Genomic DNA, 12,001 nt, shown 5'->3' on the forward strand with positions numbered 1-12,001 from the left:
TGTTTGGGCAAAAACTGCCACTACGCTCCCCTTCGCTGCAACGAAAGGTCGTCCAGCGTTATTCCCAGTTCAAATTCTTCTTGGTGGGCCGTTTCCGAAAATGCGGTTGCATACAGCCAAATCTCGCCCAATAGGCAGGAAAGCGACCGCCGCGACAAGAGGCTCTCGGGCCTTCTGGCAGAATTTGCGCCGCACTATGAAATTTTGTGCGTGCGAGTGATATGAAAGCAACAGCCTTTGGTTGTCGCAATTTGAAATAGTAACCGCCGATGTCGGTTGAGTATGCTACACTTAGCTTGAGGTGTCCAAATAGCACTAGCCATTTGATCAGGCAGGATGATGCTTGACTGTCATTGCGCCTGCAATTAACAATTACAACGCGTACAAAGAATATTTTTCTCGTTTTGATTTTGGATGTTCACGGCCTCTATTCCGTAGCTCGCCTCGTCACGAAGCCGCAATTCGCACTCCGGGGAAAAGCCGATGCCGTTACAGCCCATCCTGGGTCAGATCATGCCCTTCGCCGGCACCACGGTGCCGAGAGGGTGGGCGCTGTGCAACGGCGCCCTGATGGCGATCCAGACCAATCAGGCGCTATTTTCGTTGCTCGGCACTTACTACGGCGGGGACGGCATCAGGACGTTCGGGCTGCCCGATTTGCGCGGCCGCGCCATCATCGGATCCTCTGGCGCCAGTGGTAACTTTCCCGCGGGCATGACCAGCGGCGCAGTTGCAGTGACCTTGAACGCGCAACAGCTTCCCACTCACAATCATATCATTCAGGCGTCGACGACCCAAGGGTCCGGACGAGGAACTGCTGCTCCAGCCAACAACCTGTTCGGCACCAACACAAGTCCGCCGGCCGGTCCAAAGTCTATTTTCCTGACCGCAGGTAGTGGTGAAACGCCACTCGCGCCAGGCACCAACGTCCTGAATGAAGGCGGCAATCAATCCCACAACAATATGCAGCCCTATCTGGTCATCAACTACATGATTGCACTCAACGGCATCTTTCCGTCCCGCGACTGAGACTTAGACTGCCGAATGCTGCTTCCAGAACTTGCCTTTCGGCGAATTCCGCTTCGTGAGAGGCGAGACGTTTCTGATCCTCTTTGTTAGTTCGGTGCTTGAAAGGGACTTCGACCATGTCTGACCCCTTTATCGGCGAAATCCGGTTGTTCGGGTTTCCACGGGTGCCGGATGGCTGGCTGGCCTGCAGTGGACAAAGCCTGCCGATCTCACAATACGATACGCTCTATGCCGTCATCGGCACGACCTATGGCGGTGACGGCGTACAGACCTTCAATGCACCTGATTTGCGCGGCCGGGTGCCGATTGGCCAGGGCCAAGGGCCGGCGCTGCCGCTCTACGTGCTGGGCCAGATCGCAGGCGAGGACGGACATGTCCTGATCGAGAACGAGATGCCCCAGCACAGCCACGCGCTAATGTCGTCCACCACCACGGCGGCGACGCAGACGCCGTCCGCGACGGTTCATCTGGCAACGGCGTCGGCCGGAAATCTCTACGCGCCGGCAGCGAACGCCGCACCGTATGAGACGATGGCGGCCTGCGTCGCCCTTGCAGGCAACAGCTTGCCGCACAACAACATCATGCCGACAGTCGTGGGCAATTATTGCATCTGCTTCGCCGGCGTCTTTCCATCATCGGGCTGATGACGCACTCGCAGGTCAGGTCGATATAGATTTCGCGCTTCAGTGGATTCGAGGAGGGACTTCGTGGCGGACCCGTATATCGGCGAAATCCAGGCATTTCCGTTTACATTTGCGGCCCAGGGCTTCAATCAGGGTTGGCTGCCGTGCTTTGGACAATTGCTTGCCATCCAGCGGTTCACGCCGCTGTTCGCGTTGATCGGAACTGCGTTTGGCGGCAATGGCACGACCAATTTCCAGCTGCCGAATCTGAGCGGCAGCATTACCAACAGCCAGGGTGACGGTCCGGGTCTGCAGCCGCGCGTGATCGGCGAGTCCATCGGCAGCCCGACGGTCGGTCTGATCATCAGCGAGATGGCTGCGCACACCCACGGCCTTCAAATCGGCAGCAAGACCGCCGCAAACGCGGCGCCCGGTCCCGGCACGTCCTCGAACATGGCGGCCATTGACCCTCTCTTCAACGGGTTCGTCCCGCCGCCAAGCACGACCACCCTGGCACCGAACGCCATGACGCTGACGGGGCAGGGCGTTCCTCACGACAACATGCAGCCGACCCAGGCGCTGATCTGGTGCATCGCCTACGCCGGAATTTTCCCGTCGTTCAACTCCTGACGGCCCGGCACGCGCGGCGCGATGGCTGACGGGATGTTCGTCGAGATCAGTCCGGGGCATATTGACTTGCAATTGCGCCCGACAACGCCGTCTGACGAGGCCTTTGTATGGCGCGTGTTCCGCGATGCCAGAGCGGAGCAGTTCGAGGCAGCCGGCCTGTCCGGGCTCTTGCTTGAACAGGTGCTTGCGCAACAGTTCCGCAGCCAGGCGGCTGGTTATTCCGAGCGATTTCCGGCCGCGAGGTCGATGATCATCACGCGGTGCGCAACTGCGATCGGTCGACTCCTGATCCATTGCTCAGATGAGCATTGGCACATCGTCGACATCGCGTTGCTGTCGAAGGAGTGTGGTAGCGGCTTTGGCACAGCGGTGTTCGAAGGGCTCGAAGCGAGCGCGAGAAACCGCGGTGTCGCGGCGCTCACGCTCTCGGTGCTCGCGAGCAATACGCCCGCGCGGCGCTTTTACCTGCGCCGCGGATTTGTCGAAATGGGTGAGGCAAGCATGTCGCACGTCGCGATGCGAAAGGAACTCGGCTAGCCTGACGACACGTTGCGCAGGAATGTCAGCAACGCCGCGTTGACCTCGTCGGGCCGCTCCTGCTGCACCCAATGGCCGGCGCCCTCGATGATCAGCTTTCGCGTCAGATTAGGCAGCACGCGCCCGAGCTCGTTGACGCGCTTGGCGCCGATCAGGCCGGTGATGACGGCGTCCTTTGAGCCGGCGATGAACAGCGAGGGCTGGTGAATCTGCGAATCCTGCCAAGGCGCCGTCAGCTCCCAGTTGCGGTCGAGGTTGCGATACCAGTTCAGCCCGCCGCGGAAGCCGGATTTCCGGAACGTCTCGGTGAAATTGGCGAGCTCAGCCTCGCTGAGCCAGTCCGGAAGCGGCTCCTCGGGATTGCCATGGCCGAGAAAGCCCTTGCCGTCCTCAACGAACATGGCGGCACTGGGATCGGCAAGGCCGCGCCCGCCCAGCACGATGCGCATGGTCCGGGCGACGTCATGCTCCAATTCAGCCTCGGCGACGCCGGGCGTCTGGAAATACTGCCAGTAGAAATTGGTGACGCCGCCCTGGCGCAACAGCTCGAGCGGCTTGCCGCGGCCGCGGAACGGCGGCGGTACGCTCAGCCCCGCGACCGCCGTGAAGATATCGGGACGGAACAGTGCCGCATGCCAGGCCACCGGCGCACCCCAGTCGTGGCCGACCACCATGGCCTTGGTCTCACCGAGTGCCTGCACCAAGCCGACGACGTCGCCGACCGTGTCGAAGATCGAGTAGGCGGCGACGTCCGCCGGCGCAGCGCTTTGGCCGTAGCCGCGCATGTCCGGAGCGACCACGTGGAAACCGGCATCCGCAAGTGCCGGGATCTGGTGGCGCCAGGAGTAAGACAGCTCCGGCCAGCCATGGCACAGCACCACCAGCGGACCCTGGCCGGCTTCGCGGATGAACAGATCAATCCCGTTGGCCTTGATCACGCGGGTGGAAGACATCGCTTTTCCGCCTTGTTTCAGGGGTTTGGTCGAGAAATGTGAGGTGCCACGATAGGGGCGCAGCGAGAATCGTGCAATCTCGGGTTCCGGCAACCAGCCTCGTGTTGTTCGCGAAGGTTCCAACTGTTAGAACGCCGCTCTCAGGGCTAAGCCATGGCATTTCGTCTTTTTCCGCTTCGTCGCAACCGGTTCACGGCCGGAATGCTGGCGCGCGGACTGATTGCTGCGGTTCTCATGGCGGCCATCGGCTCGGGTGGGGCGCTTTATGCTGCCAACCAGAGCGTCCAGGGCGCCAAGAAGGCGGAGGAGTCCGGCTTTGACGGCGACGCGCCCACTGCGATCCTGATCGAGGCCTCCAGCGGCAGCGTGCTGTTCGAGAAGAACGCCGACGAGCTGCGCGCGCCCTCCAGCATGATGAAGCTGATGACGGCGGAGGTCGTCTTCAATGCCGTCAAGAAGGGCGACGTCAAGCTGACCGACGAGTACCGGATCAGTGAGAATGCCTGGCGCAAGGGCGGGGCGCCGTCGGGCGGCTCCACCATGTTCGCGGCCATCAACAGCAAGGTCTCGGTCGACGACCTCCTGCACGGCGCGATCATCCAGAGCGGCAACGACGCCTGCATCGCGCTGGCCGAAGGCATCGCCGGCAACGAGAAGATCTTTGCCGCCGACTTCATGACCAAGCGGGCCCGCGAGCTCGGGATGACGAAGTCGACCTTCGGCAATTCCAACGGTCTGCCCGACCCCGGCAACAAGATGACGGTGCGCGAGCTCGGCATCCTTGCCCGGCACATCATCCTGGACTTCCCCGAATTCTACAAACTGTTCGGCGAGAAGGAGTTCACCTGGAACAAGATCCGCCAGCCCAACCGCAATCCGCTGCTGAATTCGCTGGAAGGTGCTGACGGTCTGAAGACCGGGTTCACCAAGGAAGGCGGCTACGGTATGGTCGGCTCGGCCGTGCAGAACGGCACGCGGCTGATCGTCGTCGTCAACGGTCTGGAAGATCCTGAAGATCGCGCCACGGAAGCCAAGAAGATGCTGGAATGGGGCTTTCGCAATTTCGAGACCCGCGCGCTGATCGCGGCCGACCAGCAGGTCGGCTACGCCAAGGTGTTCGGTGGCGAGAGCCGCTCGGTGAAGCTGGTGGCCAAGACGCCCGTGAAGGTGATGGTGCACAAGAACGGCAGCGACAAGCTGATTGCGCGCGTCGTGTACAGCGGTCCGGTGCGCGCCCCCGTCGAGGCCGGCCAGAAGGTCGGCGTGGTCAGGGTCTGGCGCAGCGGCAACATCGCGGTTGAGACGCCGGTCTACGCGGCCGAGGCGGTCGGCACCGGTTCGACCATGCGCCGCGCGATCGACGGCGCCAGCGAGCTCGTGATCGGCATGTTCCGCGCAGGCGCCGAGAAACTCTGATCATGAGCGAGCGTGTGGTACAGCGGCCGTCCGGACGGGGACGCTTCATCACCTTTGAGGGCGGCGAGGGGACCGGCAAGTCGACCCAGATCAAGAATCTCGCCGACCGCCTCAAGGCGGCGAGGATGCGCACCCTCGTCACGCGTGAGCCGGGCGGCTCGCCGGGCGCCGAGATCATGCGCCATCTGGTGCTGTCGGGCATGGGCAAGCTGCTTGGCCCCGAGGCTGAGACTCTGCTGTTCGCCGCCGCCCGCGACGACCATGTCCGCACCGTGATCGAGCCCGCGCTCAACCAGGGCGCCTGGGTGCTGTGCGACCGCTTTTTTGACTCGACGCGCGCCTATCAGGGTAGCCTTGGCAGCGTTCCGGTCGGCCTCATCAACGCGATGCAGCGGGTCACGATCGGTGACCTCAAGCCGGACCTCACCATCATCCTCGACCTGCCCGTCGAGATCGGCCTGCAGCGCGCCGCGTTACGCCGCGGCAGCGGCACGCCCGACCGGTTCGAAGGCGAGAAGCTCGGCTTCCACCAGGGGCTGCGCGAGGCCTATCGCAAGATCGCCGCGGACGATCCCGACCGCTGCGTGCTGATCGACGCCAATTCCGACCCTGACACGGTCGCCGGGCGCGTCTGGACGGCGCTGCGCGATCGCCTCCTGCCGACGCCCGCTTCGGTGGTGTCCGCATGAGCCCGCGTCAGGCCGAGCGCGAATCCGCCATTCCGCATCCGCGTGAGACGAGCCTTCTGTTCGGCCATCGCGAGGCCGAGGCGGCGCTGCTTGCCGCCTATCGCAGCGGGCGCATCCCGCATGCCTGGCTGATTGGTGGGCCGCAGGGGATCGGCAAGGCAACGCTGGCCTATCGCATGGCACGCTTCGTACTCGCCCGCGGCCAGCCGCTCTCGCCGTCCGTGCAGAGCGCCGAGACCCTTGCGATCGACGCGGACGACGCCGTGGCGCGGCAGGTTGCGGCCAGCTCCCATGGCGGCCTGTTGACGCTGGAGCGCACCACCAACGACCGTGGTGTGATGCGCACCGTGATCACCGTGGACGAGACGCGCGAGACGATCGGCTTCTTCGGCTCGACCGCGGCGGCTGAAGGCTGGCGCGTCTGCATCGTCGACACCGTCGACGAGCTCAATCCGAATGCGGCCAACGCGCTCCTGAAGATTCTCGAGGAACCGCCGCAGCGATCGCTGTTCCTGCTGGTCAGTCACGCGCCCGCACGCGTGCTCGCCACAATTCAATCACGCTGCCGCAAGCTGCGCCTGCGCCCGCTCGCAACCGACGATGTGATTGGCGCCGCCGCAGCAGCCGCCGACCTCGATCCGAACGATCCCGCGCTGCGCGAAGCGGCGGAGGCCTCCGAAGGCAGCGTCGCGCGAGCGCTGACGCTGCTTGGCGGCGACGCCCTGAAGCTTCAGCAGCGTACGGCGGCGCTGCTGGCGAAGCTTCCGCAGGTCGATCCGCGCGAATTGCACACGCTCGGCGATTCGCTCGGGACCAGCGACCGCATCGCGCTGGCGGCCTTCATCGACGGCATCGACCGCTGGATCGCGGAACGCCTGCATGTCGACGAGGCCAATGCCAACCAGAACCTGCCGCGCCTTGCGCGCCTAGCTGAGGTATGGGAAAAGATCGTCCGCGCCGCGCGCGACACCGAAACCTACAATCTGGAGCGAAAGCCCTTGGTTTTTTCGGTGTTTGGCTGGCTGGCGGACGCAACGCGCTAGAGCATGATCCGGAAAAGTGCGCAGCCGTTCTGCAAGAGGATCATGCTCAAACCAATGACCTAACGCAGGTTCGTTTCCAAATTTCGAGAAGCCGGTAAAGGAATTCGTCGTGGCCACGCGAGCTAAGAAAACCGTCAAAGCCAAAAGCAGCAAGAAAAAGGCTGCCAAGAAGGCCGTGAAGAAAGCCGCGAAGAAGGCTGCAAAAACGCGCGCGTCAAAGGCCGCCAAGAAGGTCAAGAAAAGCAAGAAAGCCGCTGCAAAGAAGGGCGTGAAGAAGAGTGCCGCGAAGACGGCAAATAAGACCGGCAAGAAGGCTGCGAAGAAGCAGGTCGTCGCCAAGAAGGTCTCGAAGAAGACAGCCCCCAAAAAGCCGGCCAAGGCCCCCGCGAGCAAGGTCGCTAAAAAGGCGACTGCGCCTGCTGTGGTTGCCGCGCCGCCGCCTGCTGTGAAGCCCAAAGTGTCCAAGCCGAAAGCGCCGCGCGTTCCGAATCCCGTCGCGGCGGCGCAGGCCACCGCGCCCGTTGCCGCCCCCGCGCGCGACAATCTCTTCTACATCACGACGGCGATCGCCTATCCCAACGGCAGCCCGCATATCGGCCACGCCTATGAAGCCATCGCGACCGACGTGCTGGCACGCTTTGCGCGGCTCGACGGCAAGGACGTGTTCTTCCTGACCGGGACCGACGAGCACGGCCTGAAGATGATCCAGACCGCGCAGAACGAGGGCCTCACTCCGTCCGCACTGGCCGCCCGCAACGCGGCCCGATTCAAGGAGATGGACGAGCGTCTGAACGTGTCGTTCGACCGTTTCATCAGGACCACTGAAGAGCAGCACCATCGCTCCAGCCAGGAGATCTGGCGGCGCATGGAGGCGAACGGCGATATCTATGCCGACACCTATTCCGGCTGGTACTCGGTCCGTGACGAGGCCTATTACGCCGAGGAGGAGACCCGCCTGAACGACGACGGTGTACGCCTCGGCCCGCAGGGCACGCCGGTCAACTGGGTCGACGAGAAGAGCTATTTCTTCCGGCTGTCGTCCTATCAGGAGAAGCTGCTGAAGCTCTACGCCGAGCGCCCCGATTTCATCGGGCCGGACTCGCGCAAGAACGAGGTGGTGAGCTTCGTCAAGGGTGGCCTGCGCGATCTCTCTATCTCGCGCACGACCTTCGACTGGGGCGTCAAGGTGCCGGGCGACGAAGAACACGTGATGTATGTCTGGGTCGACGCGCTGACCAATTACATCACCGGCGTCGGCTTCCCCGACGAGAGCGACAAGAACTGGCGCTACTGGCCGGCGGATGTGCACATCATCGGCAAGGACATCATCCGCTTCCATGCGGTGTACTGGCCGGCATTCCTGATGTCGGCCGGGATCCCCGTGCAGAAGCGGGTCTATGCCCATGGCTTCCTGTTCAACAGGGGCGAGAAAATGTCGAAGTCGGTCGGCAACGTCGTCGACCCCTTCAATCTTGCCGAGCAGTACGGCGTCGACCAGATGCGCTATTTCTTCCTGCGCGAGGTGCCGTTCGGCCAGGACGGCAACTACAACCACGAAGCCATCGTCGCACGCATCAATGCCGATCTCGCCAACGATCTCGGCAACCTCGCACAGCGCTCGCTGTCGATGGTCGCAAAGCAATTGGGGGGCGTGCTGCCTGAGCCCGGCGAGTTCAGCGACAACGACAAGGCGATCCTGGCGATGGCCGACGGCATGATCGCGGCGAGCCGCGAAGCGATGGCGACGCAGCAGATCCATCACTGGCTCAACGCCGTATGGGCCGTGGTCGCGGAAGCCAACCGCTATTTCGCGGGCGAGGCGCCGTGGGCGCTGGCCAAGACCGATCCGGCGCGACAGAAGACGGTGCTCTATGTCACCGCCGAAGTCGTGCGCCAGATCGCGATCCTGGCCCAGCCGGCGATGCCGACCGCCTCTGGATTGCTGCTCGACAGCCTCGGCATCCCCGCGGGCGAGCGCGACTTCTCCATGCTCGGCGGCACCCGGCGCATTGCGCCCGGCTCGACGCTGCCGGCGCCGACGCCCGCGTTCCCGCGTTACATCGAGCCAGCGGCGTAAGGCGCTCGCACGATGTTGGTCGACAGTCACTGCCACCTGGATTTTCCGGATTTTGCGGAGGATCTCGACGGAATCGTGTCACGCGCGCGCGCGGCCGGCATTGGCCGCATGGTCACGATCTCGACGCGGGTGCGAAAGCTGCACCAGCTTGTGGCGATCGCCGAGCGCTACGACGACGTCTACTGCTCGGTCGGCACCCATCCGCACAATGCGGATGAGGAGGACGGCATTTCGCCGGACGAACTGATCGCGCTGACGGAGCATCCCAGGGTCGTCGCACTCGGTGAGGCCGGCCTCGACTATTTCTACGACAATGGCTCGCCGGAGGCGCAGGCGAGGGGCTTTCGTGCCCACATCGCGGCCGCTCGCGCGACCGGTCTGCCGCTGGTGATCCACACCCGCCAAGCGGACGAAGACTGCGCCCGTATCCTGGAAGAGGAGACGGCGAAGGGATCGTTTCGCGCGGTGCTGCATTGTTACACGGGTGGGCGCGAACTGGCGCTGAAGGCGGTGTCGCTCGGTCTCTACATCGGCTTCACGGGTATCCTGACCTTCAAGAAGTCGGAAGCCCTGCGCGCGCTGGCGGCCGAACTGCCGTCTGACCGTATTCTGGTTGAAACAGACTCGCCCTATCTTGCGCCTGGCAAGTTTCGGGGCAAACGCAACGAGCCGGCCTATGTGGTCGAGGTCGCAAAGGTGCTCGCCGAGACGCGCGGCGTGTCGTTTGAGGAGATCTCACGCCAGACCACCGAAAACTTCTTCCGCCTGTTCTCCAAGGTGAAAGCTTGAGATTGGGAGCCGCATGACGCTGACGCTGACGATCCTGGGCTGCGGCTCCTCCGCCGGCGTACCGCGCCCGGCACTCGGCTGGGGTGCCTGCGATCCCAAAAACCCCAGGAACCGCCGCCGACGCTGCTCGCTGCTGGTCGAGCGGAAGTCCGAGCACGGCACCACACGGATCGTGATCGATACCTCGCCGGATTTGCGCGAGCAGCTCATCGACACCGATGTCGACCACATCGACGCGGTGTTCCTGACCCACGAGCACGCCGACCAGACCCACGGCATGGACGATCTGCGCTCGGTCGTCATGCACATGCGCAAGCGCATCCCGACCTATTTCAACCAGTCCACCGCCAAGGACATCCTGTCGAGGTTCTCCTACTGCTTCATTTCGCCGGAAGGCAGCGACTATCCGCCGATCCTGACGCGGCATTCGATCGAGGCGGGCGAAGAGCAGACCATTCTGGGGAAGGGCGGGGCCGTGACCATGACGGCCTTCCTGGTGCAGCACGGCCAGATCCCGGCGCTCGGCTATCGCATTGGGAATGCCGCCTACACGCCCGACCTCAACGACATTCCGCGCGAGAGCTGGGGCGCTCTGGAAGATCTCGACCTCTGGATCGTCGACGGTCTGCGCTACACCCAACATTCAAGCCATTTCAGCATCAACGACGCGCTGTCCTGGATCGAGCGCTTCAAGCCGAAGCGCGCCGTCATCACCAACATGACCGCCGACGTCGATTACGAGGTGATCCGGCAATCGCTGCCCGCGGGCGTGGTGCCGGCTTATGACGGGCTGCGTCTGGAGACGCAATAAGCGGGTCTACCAGGCGTAGCGGAGCACGGCCTTGCCCGTATAGGAGCGAACCAGGCTCGACACTTCGCTGTCGAGGTTCGCCGAGGCCGACCAGCCGCGCAAGTCCCGCAGCTCCAGCGCAACGCCGGTCAATGCGGCGTTCGGTGCCAGTGCCGTGCCGCCGACGAGAAAGCCCCGGCCGGGTAGCGACTGGAACGCCGCCGGGATCGGCTGCCCGGCGCTGAAATCATGTGCCCAGGCCAATCGTCCGCGCAGGTTCATCACGCTACCGGGCAACGCAAAGGATGCGCTCGTGCGCAGGCCGAGTTCGGTGCGGCTGTCGGTGAAACTGTCACTGCCGGGCGCGGCCGGCGACGCATCGACGGTGTAGGCCGGCTGCGCCGCATCGGAGGGAAGACGGAAAGTTGTGATCTGGGCGGCTGCATAGGGCGTGACGCCGAGCCAGCGCGTGGCAATACGATAGCCGCCTTCGAGCCGGCCGGAATAGGCGTTGGCGTTGATGGCCTCGTTGAGCTGGCCGGTGCCTGCCGGCGTCACCTGGTAATCGCCGGTGATGGCCTGCCACCCGTAAGCGAGCGCGGTTGTGACATAGGCCAATCCAATCGAATGCCTGGCGAAGGCGCCAGCCTGAAACAAATCGGAGCGGCCGCTCGAAAAATTGTTGGCAAAGCCGGTGCCGCCGCCCGCGAGCGCGAAGCCCATCCGCGTCTGCGGCGAGAGTGCATAGTCGGCACCGACCACGGTGCCAAAGCTCCGGCTGGCGCCGCCGCTGCCGCCGGTCGACACCTGCGATCCGGCGAAGCCGGAAGCCCAGACGCTCCATTGCGCCGTCGCAAGTGAGGGCTTGCCGTAGAGCGCGGCATAGGCCTCGCGGCCGATGCCGCCATGCGTGGGATCATTCCCCATCGCGGCGTAGGTGGAGAGTTCGGCGTCGAATTCAGCGGGCCCGATGCCGCGGCCGTCGATAGTGGGATCGAGCAGGGCCTGCGTGAATTGCGTCATCGCCAGAAACGTGGCCTGCGTCGTCTCGGTCCGCGAGGCACGGTCGGTTCCGCCGCCAAAAGACTGCCGCAGGCCGCCGAACCGCGCATCGACGGCAAGACCCTGCGTTCCAGCCATAGCCCGGCTGCACGCCGCCGCCATTGCCGAACCAGACGCCCGGAAAACTCTGTGCCTGCGGAGCGCCATATCCAGCGCCCGAAAAACTGCTGAAGCCATAGGGCGGCACATTCGGGCTCGGCGATCCGAGGCCTTGCGCACCCGAAAACGCGCCGAACTCGTGCATGACTTGCGCATCAGCCGCGCGCGGCAGCAGCAGACCGGCCGTCAACAGCAGCAGCGGCAGACGCGCCCGCACGTCCGCGCTCACGACACCAACCGCATGAAGCGCCCCAACAGCGCCGG

12 protein-coding genes are annotated in these 12,001 nt (G+C 63.9%); 10 read left to right on the top strand and 2 right to left on the bottom strand.

Annotated elements, in window-relative coordinates; all coding sequences use genetic code 11:
- Positions 1 to 483 precede the first annotated feature (483 nt).
- From F8237_RS32890 to F8237_RS32905, 4 genes are all read left to right on the top strand, one after another.
- A complete protein-coding gene (locus F8237_RS32890) occupies positions 484 to 1,029 on the top strand; it encodes a phage tail protein (RefSeq protein WP_151650225.1) in 546 nt (181 codons plus the stop codon).
- 116 nt (positions 1,030 to 1,145) lie between these two features.
- Positions 1,146 to 1,673, top strand: coding sequence for a phage tail protein (locus F8237_RS32895; protein ID WP_151650226.1), 528 nt, complete (start codon positions 1,146 to 1,148; stop codon positions 1,671 to 1,673).
- 63 nt (positions 1,674 to 1,736) lie between these two features.
- A complete protein-coding gene (locus F8237_RS32900) occupies positions 1,737 to 2,282 on the top strand; it encodes a phage tail protein (RefSeq protein WP_151650227.1) in 546 nt (181 codons plus the stop codon).
- A gap of 33 nt (positions 2,283 to 2,315) precedes the next feature.
- Positions 2,316 to 2,819, top strand: a complete 504-nt coding sequence (locus F8237_RS32905; RefSeq protein ID WP_244626036.1) for a GNAT family N-acetyltransferase — start codon at positions 2,316 to 2,318, stop codon at positions 2,817 to 2,819.
- Here F8237_RS32905 and F8237_RS32910 read toward each other — a convergent pair.
- Positions 2,816 to 3,772 (bottom strand): alpha/beta fold hydrolase, encoded by a 957-nt coding sequence (locus F8237_RS32910; protein WP_151650229.1) that lies wholly within the window; start codon positions 3,770 to 3,772, stop codon positions 2,816 to 2,818. The genes F8237_RS32905 and F8237_RS32910 overlap by 4 nt on opposite strands.
- A gap of 153 nt (positions 3,773 to 3,925) precedes the next feature.
- Here F8237_RS32910 and F8237_RS32915 point away from each other — a divergent pair, with 153 nt between their 5' ends.
- The 6 genes from F8237_RS32915 (at position 3,926) to F8237_RS32940 (ending at position 10,597) form a co-directional block, all read left to right on the top strand.
- The gene (locus F8237_RS32915) at positions 3,926 to 5,188 is read left to right on the top strand and encodes a D-alanyl-D-alanine carboxypeptidase family protein (protein ID WP_151650230.1); all 1,263 of its coding nucleotides are present in this window, start codon (positions 3,926 to 3,928) and stop codon (positions 5,186 to 5,188) included.
- Between the two features lie 2 nt (positions 5,189 to 5,190).
- The gene (gene tmk, locus F8237_RS32920) at positions 5,191 to 5,877 is read left to right on the top strand and encodes a dTMP kinase (RefSeq protein ID WP_151650231.1); all 687 of its coding nucleotides are present in this window, start codon (positions 5,191 to 5,193) and stop codon (positions 5,875 to 5,877) included.
- Positions 5,874 to 6,920, top strand: coding sequence for a DNA polymerase III subunit delta' (locus tag F8237_RS32925; protein ID WP_151650232.1), 1,047 nt, complete (start codon positions 5,874 to 5,876; stop codon positions 6,918 to 6,920). The genes tmk and F8237_RS32925 overlap by 4 nt, the downstream gene beginning before the upstream one ends.
- A gap of 109 nt (positions 6,921 to 7,029) precedes the next feature.
- Positions 7,030 to 8,997, top strand: coding sequence for a methionine--tRNA ligase (metG, locus tag F8237_RS32930; protein WP_151650233.1), 1,968 nt, complete (start codon positions 7,030 to 7,032; stop codon positions 8,995 to 8,997).
- A gap of 12 nt (positions 8,998 to 9,009) precedes the next feature.
- Positions 9,010 to 9,786: a TatD family hydrolase gene (locus F8237_RS32935; RefSeq protein WP_151650234.1), complete on the top strand. Its 777-nt coding sequence runs from the start codon at positions 9,010 to 9,012 to the stop codon at positions 9,784 to 9,786.
- Between the two features lie 13 nt (positions 9,787 to 9,799).
- Positions 9,800 to 10,597 (top strand): MBL fold metallo-hydrolase, encoded by a 798-nt coding sequence (locus F8237_RS32940; RefSeq protein ID WP_151650235.1) that lies wholly within the window; start codon positions 9,800 to 9,802, stop codon positions 10,595 to 10,597.
- A gap of 6 nt (positions 10,598 to 10,603) precedes the next feature.
- On the opposite strand, the gene F8237_RS32945 is transcribed toward F8237_RS32940, so the two are convergent.
- Positions 10,604 to 11,716, bottom strand: coding sequence for an autotransporter outer membrane beta-barrel domain-containing protein (locus F8237_RS32945; RefSeq protein WP_162006316.1), 1,113 nt, complete (start codon positions 11,714 to 11,716; stop codon positions 10,604 to 10,606).
- Positions 11,717 to 12,001 lie beyond the last annotated feature (285 nt).

This window comes from Bradyrhizobium betae (assembly GCF_008932115.1).
GTDB classification, from domain to species: domain Bacteria; phylum Pseudomonadota; class Alphaproteobacteria; order Rhizobiales; family Xanthobacteraceae; genus Bradyrhizobium; species Bradyrhizobium betae.